The sequence below is a fragment of the Pseudoalteromonas sp. OFAV1 genome, from assembly GCF_021532595.1.
GTDB lineage: Bacteria > Pseudomonadota > Gammaproteobacteria > Enterobacterales > Alteromonadaceae > Pseudoalteromonas > Pseudoalteromonas lipolytica_C.
Map to the genome: position 1 here is coordinate 162,073 of NZ_JAKGBG010000001.1, position 23,159 is coordinate 185,231.

Genomic DNA, 23,159 nt, shown 5'->3' on the forward strand with positions numbered 1-23,159 from the left:
TATATGCTGTTATAGACTTTCGATTTTCGCTTTTTGCGCTAATAGTTTGTCTTTCGCATCTGTAAATTCAGCCAGTTTAGCATGCTCTTTAGCAAGCACAGCTTCAGGTGCATTATTTACGAACTTCTCGTTAGCTAACTTGTTTTGAACCTGTGCTAAGCCTTTTTCTGCTTTTTCAAGCTGCTTCGCGATACGGGCTAATTCAGCTTCAACATCGATTAGGCCAGCCATTGGGATCATGATCTCAAGGTTGCCAACATATGATGTTGCACATGCAGGTGCATCGTCTTTGTTATCAAGAAGCGTGAACTCTTCAAGCTTAGCAAGAGACGCTAAGAATGCTTCGTTATCCGTTAAGCGGCGCTTGTCTTCGTCAGACGCATTAGCAAGCAATACCGATAATGGTTTGCTTGGGCTGATATCCATTTCACCACGGATGTTACGAATAGCAAGAATGAATTGTTTAACCCACTCAAGGTCAGCCATTGCTTGGCTATCAACATTAGCTTCATTGTAAACAGGGAAACCTTGAACCATGATGCTAGTGCCCGCAGTTTCAATGCCTGCAAGTGGTGCCACGCGTTGCCAAATCGTTTCTGTGATGTAAGGCATTAACGGGTGCATTAAGCGTAGTAGGCTTTCTAATACCGTGATCAAAGTATGACAAGTACCACGTTGCTGTGCTTCGTTACCTTTAAACAATACTGGTTTAGTCAGTTCTAGGTACCAGTCACAGAATTGGTTCCAAGTGAACTCATAAATGGTGTTTGCTGCTAAGTCAAAACGGTAGTTTTCTAGATGCTCAGTATAGGTTTTAACGGTTGCTTCAAATTGGCCTAAAATCCAACGATCAGCAAGTGAGTACTGTTTTTCAGCATCTGTAGCGAAGCCACAATCTTGCTCTTCTGTATTCATTAATACGTAACGGCTCGCGTTCCATAGTTTGTTACAGAAGTTACGGTAACCTTCTAGGCGGTTCATATCCCAGTTGATATCACGGCCCGTTGAAGCCATTGCTGCAAGGGTGAAACGTAGCGCGTCTGTACCGTGTGCTTCGATACCGTTTTCGAATGTTTTGCGAGTATTTTTCTCAATCTTCTTCGCTAGTTGTGGTTGCATCATGTTGCCAGTGCGCTTTTCAACTAGGCTTTCAAGGTCGATACCGTCAATCATGTCGATAGGATCAAGAACGTTACCTTTCGATTTAGACATCTTATCGCCGTTTTCATCACGGATAAGGCCTGTTACGTAAACGGTTTTAAATGGTACTTGTGGCTTGCCGTCTTCATCTTTGATGAAGTGCATGGTCATCATGATCATACGAGCAACCCAGAAGAAGATGATGTCGAAACCTGTTACCAATACGTCAGACGGGTGGAAAGTTTTTAAATCATCAGTGTTTGCAGGCCAGCCTTGCGTTGAGAAAGTCCAAAGCGCAGATGAGAACCAAGTATCTAAAACGTCTTCGTCTTGCTTAAGTGCAACATCATCAGCAAGGTTGTTATCGCGGCGTACTTCAGCTTCGTCACGACCAACATATACGTTACCTTCGTTGTCGTACCAAGCAGGGATGCGGTGACCCCACCAAAGCTGACGTGAAATACACCAATCTTGTACGTCGTTCATCCACGAGAAGTACATGTTCTCGTATTGCTGAGGTACAAATTTAATGTCGCCATTTTTAACCGCTTCTTTTGCAGGCTCTGCAAGAGGTGCTACGCGCACGTACCACTGGTCAGTAAGAAGTGGCTCAATCACTACGCCAGAACGATCACCGTAAGGGACTGTTAAGCTGTGATCTTCAATTTTTTCTAATAGGCCAAGCTCTTCAAATTCGCTCACAATCGCTTTACGTGCATCAAAGCGGTCAAGGCCATGTAGGCGCTCAGGAATTGGCGCATCTAATTCAAGCTCTTTACCGTCGAATGTGTAGCTTTCGCCTTCGCTTAATATCGCAGCATCTTTATTGAAGATGTTGATCATAGGAAGCTGGTGACGTTTACCCACTTCGTTATCGTTAAAATCGTGGGCAGGGGTGATTTTTACACAACCAGTGCCTTTTTCCATGTCTGCATGCTCATCGGCAACAATTGGAATACGACGGTTTACGATAGGTAGTAAAATTTCTTTACCGATCAGATCTTGGTAACGCTCATCGTCAGGGTTAACCGCAACACCTGAATCACCTAGCATTGTTTCAGGACGCGTTGTGGCAACAACGATATAGTCTTTACCATCTTGTGTTGTTACGCCATCAGCAAGTGGGTAACGTAAGTTCCACATGTGACCTTGTTTGTCTTTGTTCTCAACTTCAAGATCAGAAATAGCGGTGTGTAGTTTAGGGTCCCAGTTTACCAGGCGCTTACCACGGTAGATTAGATCTTCTTTGTGAAGACGTACGAATACTTCTTTAACCGCCTCAGAAAGACCTTCGTCCATAGTGAAACGCTCACGATCCCAATCTACAGAAGCACCTAAACGACGTAATTGTTTAGTGATAGTGCCGCCAGAGTGATTTTTCCACTCCCAGATTTTTTCGATAAATGCATCACGGCCTAGATCGTGGCGTGTTTTACCTTCTTCAGCAGCAAGCTTACGTTCAACAAGCATTTGTGTTGCGATACCCGCGTGGTCAGTACCTACTTGCCATAATGTATTATTGCCTTGCATACGCTTTAAACGCGTTAGCGTATCCATGATGGTATCTTGGAACGCGTGGCCCATGTGTAAGCTACCCGTGACGTTTGGTGGCGGGATCATAATTGAATATGCGTCACCTTGGCCAGACGGTTTAAAGTAGCCATTTTCTTCCCAGTCTTGGTATAAAGACTGTTCAATATCTTGCGGATTATAGGTTTTATCCATTACACAGAACCTTAAATAAATGCTTAAATGTCAATTTCTTGCGTTGCAATATGGGCGCCCAGTTGGCGAAGCTTTTTAAACCGCTCACGGGCGGCTTGCTTAGCGTTTGGCTCAATGGGTACAAAGTCAAAAACTTGCTGAAAACGGCGAATAAAATCCGGCAGGTGTTCAGCTAAGTTGATTAATATTTTTCTGTTGCCGACGGGCGGAGTCATACCAATTTCAACCGGTGCGCCACCTTTAGGGCCTTCACCTTGTAGGTTGTGTGGTACAAAACTATCTGGTTCAAATGACCAAATGATGTCGTCGATTGTGTGGGCCATGTCAGTGTTATCGGCGTAAATAAATACGCGATGACCAAGACGATACTGATCAGCAGCAATTTTTGCCGCGAGATCGAAACGTGCGTCAGTTGATTGCTGGGCATTATCATCTTGTTTTAGAACGTAAAATTGTGCGTTCATACTCATTGTGACGGGTGTCCCCACAGATACACAGATCAAAACAGGGATTTTGACATAGAACGAGTATTGCTTCAATTAATAAGGCGCCATTTGGCGCCTTATTTAGCTATGTTTAGCTTGTTAGTCGTGATTGGCTTCGTTTACGCCTGCACGGTTAAGTAAATATTGTGTCAGCATTGGGACCGGACGGCCTGTAGCACCTTTGTTTTTACCGCCACTACGCCACGCTGTGCCTGCAATATCTAAATGAGCCCAATTATATTTTTTGGTAAATTTAGATAAGAAGCACGCTGCAGTAATCGTACCTGCTGCACGGCCACCTAAGTTGGTGAAATCAGCAAACGGGCTTTCAAGTTGCTCTTGGTAGTCATCCCACAGTGGCAATTGCCATGCGCGGTCACCACTTTGTTCAGACGCTTTAAGTAAATCATGAGCAAGTGGGTTATGGTTTGATAGTAAACCCGTAGCATGAGAGCCCAGCGCAATGATACACGCACCAGTTAGTGTCGCTACGTCGACAACAGTATCTGGTTCAAAACGCTCAACATACGTTAATGCATCACACAATACTAACCGGCCTTCTGCATCGGTATTTAACACTTCAACAGTTTGACCTGACATGGTTGTTAAAATATCACCCGGGCGATAAGCGTTTGAGCCAGGCATATTTTCACATCCGGCAAGTACACCAACCACATTAATAGGTAACTGCATTTGTACCAAGGCGCGCATAGCACCAATAACACCTGCAGCACCACCCATGTCGTACTTCATTTCATCCATGGCTTCGCCTGGCTTGATTGAAATACCGCCTGAGTCAAAGGTCAAACCTTTACCAACCAAGACGATTGGCGCTTGATCTTTGTCGCCACCTTGATAGTTGATCACAGACATTACTGACTCATTAGCACTACCACGGCCAACCGCTAGGTATGAATTCATGCCCAGCTCTGCCATTTTTTCTTCGCCAATAATTTCAACAGTTACGTTATCAAAGTTTTCTGCAAGCTCCTTTGCTTGCTCACCTAAGTAAGCAGGGTTACAGATGTTTGGTGGCATATTGGCAACATCTTTACATAACTTGCTACCCGCAGCGATGGCTAAACCATGCTCAATTGCACTTTCGCCAATCGTTAGCTCGCGACGTGTTGGTACGTTGAAAACAATTTTACGAAGCGGGCGACGTGGATCGCTCTTTTTGCTTTTAAGCTGATTAAATGTGTATAAACAGTCTTGTGTCGTTTCGACTGCTTGGCGGACTTTCCAGTAGGTGTCACGACTTTTAACATGTTGCTCAGTTAAAAAGCACACAGCTTCCATCGAACCAGTTTCGTTTAGCGTGTTAATCGTTTTTGAGATGATTTGTTTGTATTGTTTGTCATCAAGCTCACGCTCTTTACCACAACCAACTAACAGTACGCGCTCGCTCAGTACATTGGGAACGTGGTGTAATAACAATACTTGACCAGGTTTTCCTTCAAGATCACCGCGGCGAAGTAAGTTTGAGATATAACCGTCACTTATTTTATCTAGCTGTTCACCAATGGGCGATAAACGACGTGGCTCATAAACGCCAACTACAATACATGCGCTACGTTGTTTTTCTGGACTACCACTTTTTACGCTAAATTCCATTGTTACTCCTGATGTTGAGTCTAAATACCTTCGTAAAATAAGGGTAAGAAATTCATTTTGAGCTGTTTCTTACATTTTTTAGTTTATAAGCACTAATGTTAGTACATAAACTGTGACTCTATTTATGTGTTTTTGAACTTTATCTTAATGTGAATATCAATATCACATAATAGAGGCCATCTGTACCATTTAAGCAAGATTATATGTTCTTGCTAGGTATGATATTTAACTTTGATGGCATATAATAAAGTGAGTAAAATAACTAGTTTACTCAAAATTCCTTACTATTCCAGTGAAACTCGATGTTTAACAGGGGCGAGCATTGCTAATTTTTCGTTATTTGACCACTGAAGTCTTAAAGTCGCAGGTCGCCGTATTTTTAACTTTGATGACTATTTTCGTGTCTCAAAAGTTTGTTGTTATTTTAGGAGACGCCTCTGAAGGGGGGCTTCCTGCTAAGCTTGTGCTTTCGATGATTGCACTAAAACTACCTCAACTTGCTTCACTTATTCTGCCTTTAAGTATCTTCTTGGGTATTATCTTGGCGTACAGTCGCATTTATGCTGACAGCGAAATGACAGTTTTCAGAGCGTGTGGTGTGAGTGAGTGGTACGTGGTTCGAGTGACGCTTATTTCAAGCACTGCGATGGCCGTATTAGCAGGGGCGCTTACACTCTATATCGCGCCATGGGCCAGTGAGCAAGAATATCAATTAAAAGAGCAAGCTAAAGCTGACGCTGGCTTGTCGGCTTTACGTGCCGGACGTTTTCAGCAAACCGGGAACGAAAAAGCGGTTGTGTTTATTCACAATATTGAAAATGGCGGCAAAGAGCTTCACAAAGTATTTGTTGCCCAGTTGCCAGACCGAGAGAAAGGTGACTTAGCCCGTTTAGTATATGCTGAGCGTGGGGTGGTGATTGAACAAGAAAATGGTGAGCAACAACTTGTTTTAAACGACGGTAAACGTTACGAAACCGATGGCGAAACAGCAGCCCTTAACTTAACCGAATTCGATGGCTATAGTGTGCAAATCCAAGATCAAGAAATTGAGCATCAGCGCCGTAAATTAGAAGCTGTACCAACATTTGATCTGTTTAAAATGAAAACCACTGAAGCAATTGCGCAGTGGCAATGGCGTTTAGCTATTCCGCTTTCAATTCCATTATTAACTTTATTAGCAGTGCCTTTAAGTGTGGTAAATCCGCGCCAAGGTAAATTTGCTAAATTAGTGCCTGCAATCAGCTTATATTTAGGGTATTTCATATTACTGAATGCCGCTAAGTTTGCTGTTGAAGATGGCAAAATTCCGCCTTCAATTGGCTTGTGGTGGATCCATTTATCAGCCTTGTTTATTGGTGGGTTCTTGATTATTAAAGGTCGTCCGCTCGGTGCGTGGTTAAAAGCAGTAGTGACTAAGCGGGAGTTAAGCGCATGATGAAAACACTCGACTGGTATTTAGGTCGCAGCATAATTCAAACAACCGGTTTTGCCTTAATGGTATTGGTGGGTATTAGCACCCTAATAAAGTTTATTGAGCAGTTAAAATCGGTTGGTCGTGGTAGCTATGATATTGCAACAGCCCTCATTTACACACTGTATAGTATGCCAGGCGATTTAGTTATTTTCTTTCCTATGGCTGCGTTAATTGGTGGCTTAACGGGACTTGGTGCGCTGGCCTCAAATAGTGAGCTGGTAGTCATGCAAGCGGCGGGGATGTCACGGCTGCAAATTATTGTTTCAGTAATGAAAACCGCTATGTTTATGGCTATTTGTATGATGGCACTAGGTGAGTGGGGTGCACCAGAAGCACAGCTCAAGGCAAAAGATATCCGTAACCAAGCGATTTATGGCGGGGATGTTTTTAATGCCAAACAAGGGGTGTGGGCAAAAGATGGTAACAACTTTATAAATATCGAAGATGTTGATCAACAAGGCATACTTCGCGGTGTACACATGTATCATTTTGATAAGTCACTGCAATTAACACAAATTACGAAAGCTGAAGAAGCACTTAATCGCAAGGATGGCTGGTTACTTCGCGATGTTAATAAGGTAATGATTACACCTGAACAGATCACTACCGAGCAACAAGGTGAAGAGTTTTACAGCTCCCAACTTACCGCCGAAAAGCTAGGGGTTGTATCTGTAAAACCTGAGGCTTTATCGTTCACTGGATTATGGTCTTACTTAAGCTATTTGAAACAGAATGAGCAAGATACGAGCACCTATGAATTAGCATTGTGGCGTAAGATTATGCAGCCTATATCGATAGCCGTGATGTTATTAGTGGCATTATCATTCATATTTGGACCACTTCGTACCGTGACAATGGGCGCACGCATCATTATGGGCGTGATCACAGGTATCACTTTTCACCTAACCAATGAGATTTTTGGTCCTGTGGTTATGGTGTATCAAATTCCAGCCGTGGTAGGGGCTGTATTGCCAAGTGTTTTATTTATTGGCTTTGCTACTTACTTATTGAATAAACGGGTGTAATGCTCGTTTTAAGACACAAAAAAAGCGTGGTTTTGAGCCACGCTTTTTTTGTGCTTGATTTGTTGCTTAATCAAGTGAGCGATAAATACGTTTATTTTCTTCTTTGGTTAAGGTGATAACTTCTGTTTTTGCGATGTAATCTTGCAAAGCGCGCTTATTTTTAAAATCAACCAACACCACTAGATTCCCTAAACCTAATAGCGCAGTAATCGCTCTGATTGCACCTTGATGCCAACTAATTAAGCGACCATCGAGGGTTTGCACCTTCAAACGCCATGCACGCATACCAATAGTTTGGCCACTTTTAGCCCAAAAATAGCTAAAGAAACTAATACTCACCACTACCAATAACGCACTACGAATCCCATACAGTAATGGCGAATTTTGAATGAAAGCAGATACATCCTCAGCGTTGCCAATGCTAAGTACGTCTAATGAAATTAGCCCTTGAACAGCTAATAAATACAGTACAGTTGTCAGCATCGCAAAAGCAATTACAACTAAGGTATCGTAAATTAAAGAGGCAAAACGGCGCCAGAAACCGGCACGTGGAAACTCAGCTGACATAAACTATCTCATCCAATTAAATTGCGCAGTAGTTTAGCAAAGTACTTAGCAAACAAGAAATACTTAGCGAAGCTTTAGCGCGTCGACAAACAGGTCTGACCTGCTATAGTAAAGAAAATAATAAAAATGAGTACACAACTATGGCTGTTTCTCAAAGTGAAACCCATCAGGTATTTAATCAACCTAAACCGCTTGAAAATTACAACGCCTATGAGGCTGACAGCGTGCTTCAGTATTGGCAAAACCGTTTTGCAGGGCAATGGGGGGCTGCACATTTAACGGCGTTTGGAGAGCAAGTGGGCGGCACATTATTGCGTGCTGGGTTCTTAGCAAATAAACACTTGCCAGAACTAAATACACATAGCCGCTTTGGTGAGCGCATAGACCAAGTTGATTATCATCCAAGTTACCATCAGCTGATGCAGCATGCCATAGAGCAAGGGCACTGCGCATTGCCTTGGCAACAAAAAAAGGCTGGTAGTCATGTTGTAAGAGCAGCGATGGCGGTGCTCCACAACCATGCTGATCCGGGCTCCGGCTGCCCATTAACCATGACCTTTGCCAGTGTGCCTGCAATAGCCAGTCAAAAAAATGTAGCGGCTATGTGGCTACCTAAAATACTGGCAAATCATTACGATTCAGATAATAAACCTTGGTACGAAAAAAAGGGTGTCACCATAGGTATGGCGATGACCGAAAAACAAGGTGGCTCTGATGTTAGAGCTAACACCACCAAAGCCGACGCCATCAATGAGAGTGGTGCAGGGCAATTATATGCTTTAACCGGCCACAAATGGTTTTGCTCAGCGCCCATGAGTGATGCATTTTTAGTACTCGCTAATACCGATGACAAGCAATTATCTTGCTTTTTAGTGCCACGCTGGCTCGAAACTGGCGAGAAAAATGCCATGTATATTCAGCGCTTAAAAAATAAGTTAGGTAATCAATCAAATGCGAGTTCTGAAATTGAATTTAGAGGTGCGCATGGCTGGTTACTCGGAGAACCAGGAAGAGGTATTGCTACAATTATTCAAATGGTTGCTCTAACTCGTTACGACTGCATGCTAGGCTCAAGTTCATTGATGTTACAAGCAGTAAAAGAAGCAATATGGCATACATCTGGGCGCAGTGTATTTGGGAAAAATCTGCATCAACAGCCACTGATGCTCAATGTGCTGGCTGATTTAGCTATTGAAGCAGAAGCTGCACTTGCCATTTCAATGCGTATTGCCCATGCCCTTGATAATCAAGATGATAGCAATGAAGTGGCATTGATACGCAGTGCCACGGCAATCGGTAAATATTGGATTTGTAAGCGGGCAGTGCAGCACACTTATGAGGCTATGGAATGTATTGGTGGTGTGGGTTATGTTCAAGACAACATTACCAGCCGACTTTATAAAGAAGCACCGGTTAACTCAATTTGGGAAGGCTCTGGTAATGTGCAGTGCCTTGATCTTTTGCGCGTGTTTAGCCGTGAACCTGAATCACTTGAGGTGCTTATCAATGAGCTAGAAAAAGCACGCAGTTTGCACCCTGATTTTGCGATAAAACTCGATGAACTTAAAGAAATGCTCACAGATACCGCAAACTTCGAAATGCATGCTCGGCGCATAATTGAAAGGCTGGCACAGCTTTGGCAAGCAGCGACGCTATTGCAATTTGGCGAACCGCTTATAGCAGATGCGTTTGTGAAAAGCCGTTTAACCGGTGTGGGGTTTAGTCAATATGGTTGCCTTAGTTGTGATATTGATTGTCAGGCGATTGTTTCGAGAATGATGCCAAAACTCTAAAGTTAACAACTTGTTTAATAATTGTTCGGTTGAGTAGCCGCTGCGCACAAAAGGCTTGCTGCCTTACCCATTCTTTGTATAATGCTTGGCATAGAGACAAAAGCAGTTTAAAAAGTTTTTGCTCTAAAGTGGTTTTTCTTTATCTTCTCGTGTTTAGAAGGTTAAAGAAAAATGAAGCCAGTATGATGGAATTGGTAGACATGACGGATTCAAAATCCGTTGCCTTCGGGCGTGGCGGTTCAAGTCCGCCTACTGGTACCACTTTTTAACCCTAGCCAATTGGTTAGGGTTTTTTTATGCCTGAAAAAGTCTTTATCGGACTTGAGCGCCACGCGGGGCGTGGCACTGGAGTAAGTAAAAGTCCGCCTACTGGTACCACTTTTATGACCCCAGCAGTTTTGCTGGGGTTTTTTTATGCCTGAAAAGTAGTTAGCGGACTTGAGCGCCATGTGGGGCAAGCTATCTTCAGCAATCCAGTTCGAAAAGGTACTTTTGTGCCTAACCAAGCAATACCTAACCATACACAAAACAATCAAGGCTAAAGCTATTCCTTCGGGGAACTTTGTCTAGTGCTTGCAATTCGTTATAAAGTATCCATTCAGCCACTATTAAAGCAACTTTTGTTCTATTTATAAGCGGTCAAGTTCGAACTATGCTTAATTATTAAATAACCCCGAAAAATGTGTGCTTTTTTGCTCGCAATGTCACCATTTTAGACTAGTGTCCGATGGTGTTTAGAACAATCTTATAATACAATTTGTGGTCTAAGTATAAGTGAAGTCAATCACTTAGTGCATTGAATCGGTAGGGTGGCATCGCGTGGGTACATACGACTTAAAACGTATTGTTGAAAGTATATCTAATCTTAAAAGTGAAAACTTTTATAATGCAATATGCCTTTCCTTGTCTGAAGTACTTGGTGCCTCTTATGTTTTTTTAGCTCAAGTTGATGAGTCAACGTTACATGCGACGACCATTGCTTTGGCTGCGCATGACGAAATTGTTGAAAACATCAGCTACGATATCCGCTGTACCCCCTGTAACGATGTAAAATGCGGCAGTATTTCTAGTTATAGTGCTGGTGTTCAGCAGCTATTTCCAAACGATCAGATGCTCGTTGACATGGGAGTTGAAGCTTATGTAGGGGTACCTCTACAAAGCGTGTCTGGCAAAACTGATACTATTCTTGTCGCGCTATTTCAGCATGAAATAAACGACGCGATGCAAATAGAATCGTTTTTCTCATTATTTACCGGCCTTATTCAACGTGAAATTGAGAAAGACCGCTTTATTGCTAAACTCGATTTTGCAAATCAACTTATAGAACAAAGCCACGAAGCAATTTTTATTTGCGACCACAATGTACATATTACCTACGCGAATACCGCATTTACGAAAATGACGGGCTACTCGTTGGATGAAGTTTTAGGGCAAAACCCAAAAATTTTAAGCTCAAACAAATATGATCCTCACTTTTACAAAGCAATGTGGCACCAAATTAATACTGAGGGTAAGTGGTCCGGTGAAATCACTAACAAGACCAAACAAGGTACGCTATATACACAATTTTTATCTATAACCAAAATGCAAAATAATGGTGAAGATTGTTATGTGGCGTTTATTCTTGATATCACTGAGAAGAAAGAAGCAGAACAGAAAATCTACTTTCATGCGAATCATGACCAGCTCACCGGTTTAACCAATCGCTTTTATTTTAAAGAGTACTTGTGCCAGCTTGTGTCGTCGCTGTCTTATCAAGACGATGTGGATACCAATTTAGCTGTAATTTACTTTGATATCGACAAGTTCCAAGATATTAACACGGTATACGGCTTAACATTTGGTGATAGGGTTTTATGTAAGTTAGCAGAGCGACTTGAACGCCATTTTAAAGAATGTGCTTTTTCGCGAATAGATGGCGATAGTTTTGCTATCTTGCAGACCTATCAGCACACGAGTGAACTTGAACATGTATGTAAACAGGTTACTACGTTATTGCTTGAGCCTTTTTCAATTGGTGGTATTAATCAACAAATATCAGTTACATTGGGTATTAGCAGATTAGAGCAAACCAGTGATACAACATCGCAACATAAAATAGAAAAAATTGCTCGTCGTTTAATAAGACAAGCAGAGCTGGCTACATTAAATGCAAAGCAAGTTGCAGAAGAGTACTTATTTTTCTGTAAAGATATGGATATTAAGGTTAAAAAGCATAACCTATTAGTTGAGCAATTAACGCAAGCGGTTAAAAATAACGAGTTAGAGGTGTATTTTCAGCCGATTATTGATGTTGAAAATAACACGGTTGCTAAATTCGAAAGTTTGGTGCGTTGGAATAATCAAGGGCAATGGGTATCACCTGTTGAGTTTATTCCGTTAGCTGAAGAGTCTCGAGTGATTATACCTCTCGGTGAACTTGTGTTGATTAAAACCTGTCAGCAAATAAAAGCGTTAGAAGCAGAAGGTTATGAAAACTTTGTTTTTAACGTGAATCGCTCTTTATTTGAGTTTACTGAGTTTAACCCTGAGCGTAATACATGGCTTGAAATCATTAAAAAACAGGGTGTTAAACCATCAAAAATTTCATTTGAGTTAACTGAAAGTGTGCTAGCGCCAGAAAATACAAACCATCTCGATGTATTAAAGCAGTTGAAGCAAGCAGGGTGTTTAATTTCATTAGATGATTTTGGTACCGGTTATTCGTCCCTTAGTTATTTGCGCCGCTTCCCGGTTGATGTACTTAAGCTTGATAAGTCATTTATTGATGAAGTGCATGTTGATTTAGGTGACGAAGCGCTGGTTAAATCGATTATCCAAATGAGTCGGGTGTTAGGTATTAAAGTTGTTGCTGAAGGGGTTGAAGAGCGTGAGCAGCTAGCGGTTCTAACTGAAGCGGGTTGTGATTATATTCAAGGCTATTACTTTTCTAAGCCATTGCCAGCAAATGATGTAGTGCCATTTTTAACGCAATTTTCTCGAGAGCAGTAGGTAATTACGGTATGATTTTGATATCAACCAGTTAGCAAAGCTTGTGATGTCAAAATTAACCGCAAAGCAAAACATAAAGGCGATTGTTACGGCCATTAAGACCGAAGAGCAGTCGCTTAGAACACGTTTCTCTATACTCAACCAGCAAAACACCATTGCGATGGTTATTTTACTAATGTCGTTAAGCGCACTGATTGGCGTTGCGACACTTTATTACCTAACTATTATACCTGCATGGCTGTGTATCATTCTGGCTGCATTTATTACCTCGATCTCCCATGAGCTTGAGCATGACCTGATCCACAAGCAGTATTTTAGTAATCGCCCTTATATTCATAACCTAATGATGTTAACCGTGTGGCTAATGCGACCCAATACGGTTAACCCTTGGTATCGCAGAAAAATTCATTTACATCACCATAAAGTATCCGGCACCTCACAAGATTTAGAAGAGCGCTTAGTGGGCAATGGCATTAAATCACCATTTTTAAGAGCCTTGGTCATTACTGATGGTCTGCTAGGTTTATTAATCAATACCAAGCGATTTAATAAAGAAATTACTGGTTTTAAGTTTTTACGCGTGTTTAATGCGGGCTTTCCGATTACAACCGCGTACTTTGCGATTCTTTATGGGGTAATTGCTTATTACGCTGTGCAGTTTGTGCAGCCATTTACATTGCCAACATGGGGAGCTGAATTACTGGCGGGAGCAGAGTTTTTAATGGTGGTACTTATTGTGCCTAATATGATTCGTTCGAGCTCTCTTAACTTAGTGACATCTTCCATGCATTATTATGGCGGTGTAAATAACTTGCTTGAGCAAACGCATGTGGTCACCAGTCGCTGGTTTTTACCATTTCAGTTATTTTGTTTTGATTTTGGCCGCACGCATACAATCCATCATTTTGTGCCGAATCAGCCCTTTTACATTAGGCAATTGATCAGCAAAAAAATACATCCTATTATGGCCCAGCATGGGGTACGTTTTAATGACTTACAAAGCTTAAAACATGCCAATCACTACCCAGTAAAAGAGCAGTCATCTCAACAAGGAGTTTAATATGAAGGTTACCGGTCGTTGTCATTGTGGTGAGGTAACTTACCATGCAGAAGTTGATGAAAATAAAGTGATTAACTGTCACTGCACTGACTGCCAAATTATCTCGGGTGCGCCTTTTCGCACGGTTGTGGTGTCTGTGCCAGATGGGGGTACCTTCACAGGTGCTCCACCAAAAGAATATATAAAAATCGCTGAGAGTGGTAATCAACGTGCGCAAGGATTTTGTGGTAACTGTGGTACAGCCTTGTATGCTACTTCTGTAGGAGCTGGTGAGCGTATTTATGGCTTACGAATTGGCGCTGTAGAGCAAGCTGATGAGCTTATCCCTAAAGCCCATATTTGGTATCGTTCACATAAACCTTGGCTCGATAACCTAAGTGATATGAGTGCCTTTGAAACCGCACCTAAATAAGTGCGGTTTCATTTTTATTGTTGCTCGATAGTGACATTTCGGCCACTTAAGTAACCAAACAATGCACACAGTAGGCTTGATGTAATACACAGCCAAAGTGCTCCTGCCCAGTTATTAAAATAGCTATGTAAGGACCCCGCAATAATAGGGCCTGTTGCAGCTAGTAAATACCCGATGCATTGTGCCATACCTGATAATGCCGCGGCTTGCATTGAGTCATGAGTTCGCAAACTTACAAATGATAAGCCTAAGATAAAACACGCACCTGAGCAAAAACCTAAGGTGACTGACCAAAGCATCGCAAAACTAGGCGCAACTAATAATCCAACAGAACAAAGCGCACCAAGTAACGCTAAGCTTAGCGTTAAGATGCGTTGATCTTTTAATTTGGCAAGTAGTGGAATAAGCACAATACCCGGCAGTGCCGAGGCAACTTGAAAGGCGCCTTGCAAAGCACCTGCATGCTGAGCGCTATGGCCACCTTCTATAAGTATACTGGGTAGCCAACCTAGCATGATATAAGTGAAAAATGAGTTGAAACCGAGCAGCAAAGTGATTTGCCAAGCAAGTGCTGAGTGCCAAATTTTGCTTTGTGTGCTACCAGGTACATGAGACTGTTTTGGCATGGTATGCTGCTTAAGTTGCGGTAACCACACCACTATTGCCAGTACAACCAATAAGCCATAACTTGCGAGTGCCAATTGCCAGCCAAGTTCTTTATATTCTGCCAGCGGAATGATGAGTGCTGAATAGCTGCCACCAAATATGCCCATTGCCAAAACATAACTAGATGTCATCACTGCCACTTTATGTGGAAAGTCTCTTTTTATCAGGCTTGGCAATAGCACATTACCAATCGCGATACCTACGCCAATCACTGCGGTACCAATAAATAGCACAGTGGCAGAATCAATAACACGAGATACAACCCCTATGCCTATTAGTACAAGAGCAATAAATAGCGATACTTCAAGGCCGCACTTTTTAGCAAGACTTGCCGCCATAGGCGAGGCAATAGCAAACGCGATTAAAGGTAATGTCGTCAACATGCCGGCTTGTGATGCATTTAACTTAAATTGTTCAATGATCTGTTCAAGCACCGGTGCAATACCAGTGATAGGGGCACGTAAACTGGCTGCAATAAGAAAAATGCCCAGCACTAAAAGAAGGTTACGAATTAGATTTTGAGAAGATGTCACGCTGTTTAGAGATCATAGCAAGAGGTACATTTATCATACCAAAACACTAAACAGCGTGGGTGAACTATGAGATAGCTCACCAAAAAATGCGGTTACTTAAAACTGATAACTTGCTGATAACATGGCATTGCGCGGTCTTCCCGGAAAGTAGCGGTCGCCACTAAATGTGGTGTAGTCAGCACGCTCAGCATAACGCTCGTCGGTTAAATTGTTCACTCGTGCAGTAACCGTAAAGTTAGCTGTTAGCTGCCACGCCGCTCTTAAGTTAACTAGCGAGTGGCCTTCGTAACTATGCAGGTTTTCAGGATCAGTAAAGTAACTGCTGGTGGTATGTAGCTCAAGACCAACACGCGTTATGTCGTTTGCTTGCCAAAGTAGCTGTAAGTTTGCGATGTTACGTGGTGCAGTATCGATGAGATTGCCATTAATATTAACCCCGCCAAGTAATTGATCGTAACTGTAAGTGTGTTTGGCGTGGCTCGCTGCTAACTGCATCGATAAGCTTGGTGTAATGGCATAGGCCAGCTCAAGCTCAACACCGCGATGCTGGGTTTGGCCATCATTGACGTAATAAAAGTCACTGTCGCGGAAAATAGTATTCTCTTTATTCATTGCATAAATGCTAACTACATAATGCAGCTGTCCTTGTTGACCTTTTAAACCGAGTTCTAGGTTTTTAGCTATTTCGGATTTAAGATCTGCGACATTCTGTTCGCGCTGTAACTGATAAAGCTCTGCCGCTTGCGGTGCTCGATAACCTTCAGAAGCATTGGCATAGATAAACTGATTATCAGCATATTGATAGCTTAAACCAAGCTTAGGCGAGAAGTTAGTAAAGCGATTTACGCCGCTTTCTGGTCGAGAATAGCGACACCCACCCATTGCGCATGCTGTGCCATCGTCTTTTGTGCGACCAGCCAACATTTGGTTGTCGTAGTCATAACGCATACGCTCGTAGCGACCACCAAGACTGATGAGTAACTCATCAAGTTGCCAATCAAGGTTAACAAATGGTGCCAATAGGGTACTTGTTACTTGATAGTCATAATGTTTACCTTGTGGCACGGTGGCGACTAAAAACGCTGAGCCTTGAGTGGGGCCGTCTTGATATTGTAAAAAATCAGCATCAGTAAGCTCACCATCAAAACCAACAGTTAACAGGCTAGAAGCGGTCAACTTATGCTGCCAGCTAGATTGTAGGCCAACTCCTTGCTGAGCATTTTCTTCAAGGGGAGTACCCGGTAAAAAATGCTTAAAGAAGGTCATGCTTTGGTCGCGAATATAAGGCGTTAGGGTAAAGCTGTTAGCCTCATCTTGTGTCCAATTTAGCTTTGACCAAACACGCAAAGAGCGGGCCTTACGAAATGCATCAGGGTCAAAGTTAGACTGTGCTATTTGCTCATCCTTATAGCTTTCAAAGCCCTCGATGTAGCCAGCAGTTTGCTGATCTAAATGGGTATAAGTAAGGCCTGTACTTACACTTAGTTTTTCGCCATCAAAACGGTGACGTAGCGAGAGCTTTTCTTGATCAACACTTTCGTCATCGCGATAACCCGTATCTCGGGTGATCGTGGCATTAATGCCTAAGCCTTGCTGACCAAAGTCACGACCCGTACCTAGTTTATAGCGGGTATAGCCAAACGAACCGTAATCAAAACCAAGTTGGTTGTGGTCATAGGTTGTATCAGGGGTGATCACGTTGACCACACCATGCACTGCGTTTGAACCATAAAGAGCAGAGCCCGGACCTTTCAGTACTTCGATACGATCAGCCATTTCAGTGTGGGCTTCGAATAATTCATTGATGTTGCAAAAGCCAGCTGCGCGAAGTGGAATACCATCTTCAGCAGTAAGTAAACCACCGCAAGCACCGGCACCTGATAGCACAGGCGAACGTAAAGCGGGTAAATACTCTTGGCCGTTACCATGTTGAAGATTAGCACCGGCAACTTGCTTTAGGGCTTGTTCAATATGGGTTGGAGCGATAAGTGCCAGTTGCTTTTGTGAAATACTACTTACCACAACAGGCAGTGGATCTGCCAATACCTCGCTGCGCGAGGCGGTTGTTGTAATATGTTCTAGCTCATTATTAGCAATCGCTTGCTGATTAATTAATGAGGTGCTCACAAGCACTGAGAGTATCGACAACTTCATGAAAACCCTTTGGTTAGGTACAACAAAAATCAAAGGGTAACTGCTTTTTAGGATGGGTAAAAGCTTTCGCGATTAATAACTTTTTACGTTGTGTTTATGACGCTAAAAATTCGCACTTTAAATCAGCATGAAAAGTACTGCCCTATTTTCGGTAATTAGCGTTGTAAAAAGTCAAAATCGAGTCATAAAATTGGCTATGATGACCAAAGAAGTTTAAAGAAATGTAAAGGTTGGCTTTCTAATGTGTTGATATGTAAACAATTACGTTTTTAAATTGTAACCCTTCATCTATGATTCAGCCACAAACGTTAGGCTTTCAATATGAGCAAAGTTGAGGGTCTCAATTATGAATAAATTACTAACTATCTCTGTTGCTGTTTTGGGTCTAAGCTTTATTCCGATGGAAGCATACGCAAAACATGACCGTGACCATGATAGATATGAGCGCAAACATGAGCGTAAAAAGCATCATAAACATAAGAAGCATCACAAGCATCACCATCATCATAACAGATATGATCGCCACGATAGGTATGACCGTTATAGCTACCGTGATTTACCACCCGGTTTATACAAAAAAGTAGGACATGGTGGTGGTTTGCCACCAGGTTGGTATAAACGTCTTCACCACGGTGACATCCTGGACCGTGATATTTATCGACATGGGCGTGTAATTAAGCGCCGTGATCGAAATGGTATTATTGCCATCGAAATCGATGACCGCCTGATTCATTTAGTACATGATACGCGAGAGATATTATCAATCGTTACTCGTCATCGTTAATCCTGTAAGAAGCCGCTAATGCGGCTTTTTTTGGTTATTTCATACCTTGTTCAGGAAAACTTGCTACGCTTAAAAGTGTATATAAAAAAGGAGTATTTGCATGAAAGCATTATTAACGGTTGCTGTGTTGGGATTAAGTCTAGCCACAACAGGTGTATTGGCAAAAGATAAGGACAAAGACAAAGGAAAGAGTCTTCCACCGGGTCTAGAGAAAAAGCTAGATAACGGTGGTGATTTACCACCAGGTTGGCAGAAAAAACTTCGTAAGGGCGACATTCTCGATCGTGATATTTACCGCCGCGGTAAAATAATTAACTCGCGTGATCGCGATGGATTAATTTCTATTGAGGTAGACAATACTGTTGTTCGTTTAGTTGAAGGCACTCGCGAAATTGTATCAATATTGAGTCGCTAGTTTTGCTACAAAGCTGTATGACTTATGGATTGAGTATACTGCTAGCTCTGCTGCTGGTGGTCTCAATCCTGCCATTTTCATACTCCCAACATTATTTAATTCGTAGTTGTGACTTTGTACGTTTGCAAGTGGTTTACCTTGCAGGAATGTGTTTAGTTGTATCATGTTATTTAATCAGTCGTACGGGATCAATGCTTTACATTGGTTTGGCTCTTGTCAGTATCGTTGTGCTGCTACTACAAGTTGGCTGGATTTATACCTACACAAGGCTTGCTAACAAAGAAGTTGCCTCAAGCAATAAAGATGATAAGCACAGTATTCGTATTATGTCGGCAAATGTACTGATGTCGAACACTGAATATGACAAACTGATTAGTTTAGTCAAAGCGCATCAACCTGATTTATTCATTACTTTAGAGTCTGATCAAATTTGGCAAAAAAAGCTGAGTAGTTTAGAGCCAGATTATCCGTATCGTGTCTACTGCCCAAAAGATAATCGCTATGGCATGCACTTATACAGTAAGTTTAAAATTAAACAACAACAAGTGTGTGAGCTTATCGAAAGCGAAATCCCCTCGATTCATATTTTATTTGAAGACGCTGATGGTGTTGAAATGCAAGGACACTTTATTCATCCTGCACCACCAAGTCCAACAGAAGAAGACAGTTCACGACCCCGTGATACTGAGCTGATTATTTTAGCGAAAGCACTTAAAAATAGGCAGCGACCTTGTATCGTTGCAGGAGATCTAAATGATGTTGCTTGGTCGCGCAGTACCCGTTTGTTTATGCGTATTTGTGGTTTATTAGATCCACGTAAGGGCCGCGGTTTTTTTTATACCTTTCATGCCAGTTATTTCTTTATGCGCTGGCCACTAGATCACCTTTTTCATAGTAATGAGTTTAGTGTGAAACGCATTGAGCGGTTGGCAAAATATGGTTCTGATCATTTTGCGCTTCTTACTGAGCTTGTTTATAACCCAGATTCTGACAATCAAAAACAGCAAGAGCAAATAGATAAAGAAAAAGCGGTGGATGAGTTAAAAATGCCAACAGTGTCAAAGCAACAGGTGCCAATGTTTGAAGAATGATAATGATTAGGTATTTAAAAGGGCTCCGTAGAGCCCTTTATTGTGTTTAGTCGTTGACCATAATGGTTTTGATATTAACAAATTCTCGTAGCCCAAAGCCGCCATGTTCACGGCCATAGCCACTGTCTTTTACACCACCAAATGGCAGGTTTGGCTGGGCTAGCCCATAGCCGTTGATATTCACCATACCGGTATCAAAGTGGTGCTTTGCAAGCTCAATGGCAGCTTGCTCGTCTTTTGAGAAAATACCGCCGCCAAGACCATAGCGCGAGTCATTAGCAATTTGCATTGCCTCATCATTATCTTTTGCTCTGATAAGCGATGCTACAGGGCCAAATAATTCATCATCATAGGCGGGCATGCCCGGTTTGATATTCTCAAGTAGCGTTGGGCTGTAATAGCACCCCGAGTGTTCTGGAATATAACCACCAGTAAGCACTTTTGCACCGGCTTCTACCGACTCAGTTACTTGTTGATGTAGTTTATCGCGTAGATCTTTACGAGCCATTGGACCAAGCGTGGTTTTTTCATCATTCGGATCGCCAAGAACGACTTGCTCAAATTGCTCTTTAATTAAAGCTTTAAAATCATTGTATAAGGCATCAACCACAATAAAGCGTTTTGCGGCAACACAGGTTTGGCCGTTATTAATTAAACGTCCTTGAGCACATGCCGTGATCGCTGTGTTTAAGTCTGCATCATCAAGCACGACGTAGGCATCATTACTGCCAAGTTCCAATACGGTTTTCTTGACCTGTTTACCCGCACGCTCAGCGACCTTTTTACCGGTTTCGTCACTGCCAGTAAATGTGACACCGCGAATAGCTTTATGCTCAATCAATTCACTTGCTGTACTGCCACCGATAAGTAGGTTCTTAAAGCAATAGTCTGGAAAACCTGCTTGCGAAAACAGTTGCTCAATCTTTTCGGCCATGCCAAATACATTACCTGCGTGTTTAAGAACCGTGGTATTGCCCGCCATAATGTTAGCGCAAGCATAGCGAATGACTTGGTAAAGTGGGAAATTCCAAGGTTGAATACCTAAAATAACACCAATTGGCTGATAGCTGATAATTGCGCGGCCATTTTGCATATCGCGGCTTTCATCAGCAAGAACTGTAGGTCCTTGTTCAGCAGTGTAGCGACAAATTGCAGCACACAGCTCAACTTCTTGAAGGCCTTGTTGATATAACTTGCCCATTTCATCGGTCATCAATTGAGCTAATTCTTGTTTATTAGACTCAATAACCTCAGCAAGTTGATTGAGGAGTGTTGCACGTTGTTCGAGTGTGGTATCACGCCATGATAAAAATGCCTGATGACACTTGTCGACTTCTGCATTGGCTTCTTGCAATGACATTAAACTATAGGTTTCTAGGGGTTGTTCATTGGTTGGATTGATTGTAGTTACAGTATCAGTCATTATTACCTCCTTTAAAATGTAATGTGTAACCTGCAAAGGTAATACCGACTTGCATTTGTTTTTATCTTATTGTTTTTTAATGTTTTAGTTGTTTTTTCTTTAGTGTTTTATTTGCTTTGATATGTAAAAACTGCAATAGGCTGCAAAACTTACAAGGAATACGTAATGATAAATTCTGTGTTAAATACCGAGCTGGCAATTATTCAAGCGCCGATGGCGGGTGTGCAAAATGCCAAATTGACAGTGGCTGTATGTGAAGCTGGGGGGCTTGGTTCGTTACCTTGCGCTATGCTTTCGACTGAGCAATTAAAGTCAGAGCTTGATTATATTAGTCAGCATACAGACAAACCCTATAATCTTAATTTCTTTTGTCATCATACACCTGACTATACACTGGAGCAGCAGACTGCTTGGCATAATGTGCTTGCACCTTATTTTGAGGAGTTTGCTGTTGATGCCTCACAATTTACCCGTAACGCTTCACGCCAGCCTATTAATCAGCAGGTTATTGATGTAATTGCGCCTTATAAGCCGCCAGTTGTAAGCTTTCATTTTGGTTTGCCAAGTAAAGATATTCTTTCTCAAATTAAAGCGTGGGGCGGGGTCGTTCTTTCATCCGCCACAACCCTTGATGAAGCACATTGGTTACAAGCAAACGGTGCCGATGCAGTTATTGCACAAGGGATTGAGGCGGGCGGCCACCGCGGCCATTTTTTATCAATGGATTTATCGCTGCAACCAACCACAGTACAATTGGTGCGAGAGTGTGTAGAGCTTGATATACCCGTTATTGCTGCGGGTGGAATTTGCACAGCTGAAGATGTAGCCCAGTCCCAAGCATTAGGCGTTACTGCGGTTCAGGTTGGGAGCGCTTACTTACTGTGTGAAGAAGCTACGACAAGCACATTACATCGTGAAGCATTAAAAAAAGTTTCGCCAGACTCAACTGAATTGACGACTTTGTTTTCTGGTCGTCCGGCGCGAGGAATACGTAATCGAGTGATGCAACAGTTAGGTGCGATGCCAGAGCAAGCGCCACCTTTTCCTTATGCGTCAATTGCGATGACGGCATTGCGCTCAAAATCGGAAGCAAATGGCGACAGTGGCTTTACACCGCTTTGGTGTGGTGAGCGCTTTATTGCCAGAGAAGGCATTAACGCTAAGCAAATTACTGAATTATTAATGCAAGGTTGGCAATCTTGAGTGATACCCAATTACTTCCGCTAGGTGATAGTTATCATCAGCTTGCCAGTGAGTTTCGTCATAAGCTTGCTGGGCAATGCATAATTAAGCGTTATGCTAAAGGTGATGTTCTATTGCAACAAGGCAATCAACAAGATGCGGGTTATTTGATTGTTTCTGGCGTACTTGCGGCAATACATGCATCAGAGCAGGGCTCAGAAAAGTGCAAAGAGTTTTATTTTCAAGATGAGTTTGCACTGCTCTATGGCAACTGGTTGACCAAAACTAATGCGTTTTACCAGCTTAAAGTGATACGAGATGCTGAGCTTATTAAAGTACCTTTGGCTTTACTTGATGGCCCTGATTGGCAAGAATTAAAACATAGGTTAATTACTCAGCAGTTATTATTTAAGGAGGCAAAAGAAGCCTTTTTACTACTTAATACGCCAGAGCAAAGGTATCAGTATTTGCTGGATAATAAACCGCATTGGCTTTCGCAATTGAGTTTAAGTGAGGTTGCTATGTATTTAGGGATCTCAGCTATTTCTTTATCACGAATTAGAGGGCGTCTTAACTTAAGTTAAGGTGTGGCAAAACGGTGAACATTACACTGCTGGTTTTTCAG

At 42.2% G+C, this 23,159-nt stretch carries 18 protein-coding genes and 1 tRNA gene; 12 read left to right on the forward strand and 7 right to left on the reverse strand.

All coding sequences use genetic code 11. The features are described 5' to 3' along the window. Window positions 1-9: 9 nt before the first annotated feature. The 3 genes from L1267_RS00760 to pepA form a co-directional block, all read right to left on the reverse strand. Window positions 10-2,865 carry a valine--tRNA ligase gene (locus L1267_RS00760; protein ID WP_235381797.1) on the reverse strand — a complete coding sequence of 952 codons (2,856 nt, stop codon included), beginning with the start codon at window positions 2,863-2,865 and terminating at the stop codon, window positions 10-12. Window positions 2,866-2,888: 23 nt separating this feature from the next. Then, on the reverse strand, window positions 2,889-3,335 hold the full coding sequence (locus tag L1267_RS00765; RefSeq protein ID WP_199526111.1) for a DNA polymerase III subunit chi: 447 nt from the start codon (window positions 3,333-3,335) through the stop codon (window positions 2,889-2,891). A 114-nt stretch (window positions 3,336-3,449) separates the two neighbouring features. After that, window positions 3,450-4,964, reverse strand: coding sequence for a leucyl aminopeptidase (gene pepA / locus L1267_RS00770; protein WP_135923634.1), 1,515 nt, complete (start codon window positions 4,962-4,964; stop codon window positions 3,450-3,452). A gap of 322 nt (window positions 4,965-5,286) precedes the next feature. Between pepA and lptF the strand changes: the two genes are divergently transcribed. Both lptF and lptG read left to right on the forward strand, forming a co-directional pair. Next, window positions 5,287-6,399, forward strand: a complete 1,113-nt coding sequence (gene lptF / locus L1267_RS00775; RefSeq protein ID WP_135923635.1) for an LPS export ABC transporter permease LptF — start codon at window positions 5,287-5,289, stop codon at window positions 6,397-6,399. After that, window positions 6,396-7,463, forward strand: coding sequence for an LPS export ABC transporter permease LptG (gene lptG / locus L1267_RS00780; protein ID WP_135923636.1), 1,068 nt, complete (start codon window positions 6,396-6,398; stop codon window positions 7,461-7,463). Before lptF ends, lptG begins: the two co-directional genes overlap by 4 nt. A gap of 66 nt (window positions 7,464-7,529) precedes the next feature. On the opposite strand, the gene L1267_RS00785 is transcribed toward lptG, so the two are convergent. Further along, the gene (locus tag L1267_RS00785) at window positions 7,530-8,030 is read right to left on the reverse strand and encodes an RDD family protein (protein ID WP_199526116.1); all 501 of its coding nucleotides are present in this window, start codon (window positions 8,028-8,030) and stop codon (window positions 7,530-7,532) included. 140 nt (window positions 8,031-8,170) lie between these two features. Between L1267_RS00785 and L1267_RS00790 the strand changes: the two genes are divergently transcribed. The 5 genes from L1267_RS00790 (at window position 8,171) to L1267_RS00810 (ending at window position 14,286) form a co-directional block, all read left to right on the forward strand. Beyond that, window positions 8,171-9,823, forward strand: coding sequence for an acyl-CoA dehydrogenase family protein (locus L1267_RS00790; protein WP_235381798.1), 1,653 nt, complete (start codon window positions 8,171-8,173; stop codon window positions 9,821-9,823). A gap of 176 nt (window positions 9,824-9,999) precedes the next feature. Continuing rightward, window positions 10,000-10,084: transfer RNA gene (locus L1267_RS00795), tRNA-Leu, on the forward strand. Between the two features lie 558 nt (window positions 10,085-10,642). Beyond that, window positions 10,643-12,814 (forward strand): putative bifunctional diguanylate cyclase/phosphodiesterase, encoded by a 2,172-nt coding sequence (locus L1267_RS00800; RefSeq protein ID WP_135923639.1) that lies wholly within the window; start codon window positions 10,643-10,645, stop codon window positions 12,812-12,814. Between the two features lie 46 nt (window positions 12,815-12,860). Beyond that, a complete protein-coding gene (locus L1267_RS00805; RefSeq protein WP_235381799.1) occupies window positions 12,861-13,874 on the forward strand; it encodes a fatty acid desaturase in 1,014 nt (337 codons plus the stop codon). Between the two features lies 1 nt (window position 13,875). Next, the gene (locus tag L1267_RS00810) at window positions 13,876-14,286 is read left to right on the forward strand and encodes a GFA family protein (RefSeq protein ID WP_235381800.1); all 411 of its coding nucleotides are present in this window, start codon (window positions 13,876-13,878) and stop codon (window positions 14,284-14,286) included. A gap of 14 nt (window positions 14,287-14,300) precedes the next feature. Here the strand turns inward: L1267_RS00810 and L1267_RS00815 are convergent, their stop codons facing one another. Both L1267_RS00815 and L1267_RS00820 read right to left on the reverse strand, forming a co-directional pair. Next, window positions 14,301-15,485 (reverse strand): MFS transporter, encoded by a 1,185-nt coding sequence (locus L1267_RS00815; protein ID WP_235381801.1) that lies wholly within the window; start codon window positions 15,483-15,485, stop codon window positions 14,301-14,303. A gap of 96 nt (window positions 15,486-15,581) precedes the next feature. Further along, window positions 15,582-17,639 carry a TonB-dependent receptor gene (locus L1267_RS00820; protein ID WP_235381802.1) on the reverse strand — a complete coding sequence of 686 codons (2,058 nt, stop codon included), beginning with the start codon at window positions 17,637-17,639 and terminating at the stop codon, window positions 15,582-15,584. Window positions 17,640-17,985: 346 nt separating this feature from the next. Here L1267_RS00820 and L1267_RS00825 point away from each other — a divergent pair, with 346 nt between their 5' ends. From L1267_RS00825 to L1267_RS00840, 3 genes are all read left to right on the forward strand, one after another. Beyond that, window positions 17,986-18,423 carry a hypothetical protein gene (locus L1267_RS00825; RefSeq protein WP_235381804.1) on the forward strand — a complete coding sequence of 146 codons (438 nt, stop codon included), beginning with the start codon at window positions 17,986-17,988 and terminating at the stop codon, window positions 18,421-18,423. 100 nt (window positions 18,424-18,523) lie between these two features. Continuing rightward, entirely contained in the window at window positions 18,524-18,838 is a 315-nt protein-coding gene (locus tag L1267_RS00830; RefSeq protein WP_235381806.1) for a hypothetical protein, read from the forward strand. 17 nt (window positions 18,839-18,855) lie between these two features. Next, window positions 18,856-19,929 (forward strand): endonuclease/exonuclease/phosphatase family protein, encoded by a 1,074-nt coding sequence (locus L1267_RS00840; protein WP_442960545.1) that lies wholly within the window; start codon window positions 18,856-18,858, stop codon window positions 19,927-19,929. 46 nt (window positions 19,930-19,975) lie between these two features. On the opposite strand, the gene L1267_RS00845 is transcribed toward L1267_RS00840, so the two are convergent. Further along, window positions 19,976-21,352 carry an NAD-dependent succinate-semialdehyde dehydrogenase gene (locus L1267_RS00845; protein ID WP_235381812.1) on the reverse strand — a complete coding sequence of 459 codons (1,377 nt, stop codon included), beginning with the start codon at window positions 21,350-21,352 and terminating at the stop codon, window positions 19,976-19,978. Between the two features lie 165 nt (window positions 21,353-21,517). Here L1267_RS00845 and L1267_RS00850 point away from each other — a divergent pair, with 165 nt between their 5' ends. Continuing rightward, window positions 21,518-22,555, forward strand: a complete 1,038-nt coding sequence (locus tag L1267_RS00850; RefSeq protein ID WP_235381813.1) for an NAD(P)H-dependent flavin oxidoreductase — start codon at window positions 21,518-21,520, stop codon at window positions 22,553-22,555. Continuing rightward, on the forward strand, window positions 22,552-23,118 hold the full coding sequence (locus L1267_RS00855; RefSeq protein ID WP_235381814.1) for a Crp/Fnr family transcriptional regulator: 567 nt from the start codon (window positions 22,552-22,554) through the stop codon (window positions 23,116-23,118). Before L1267_RS00850 ends, L1267_RS00855 begins: the two co-directional genes overlap by 4 nt. Window positions 23,119-23,159: the final 41 nt, after the last annotated feature.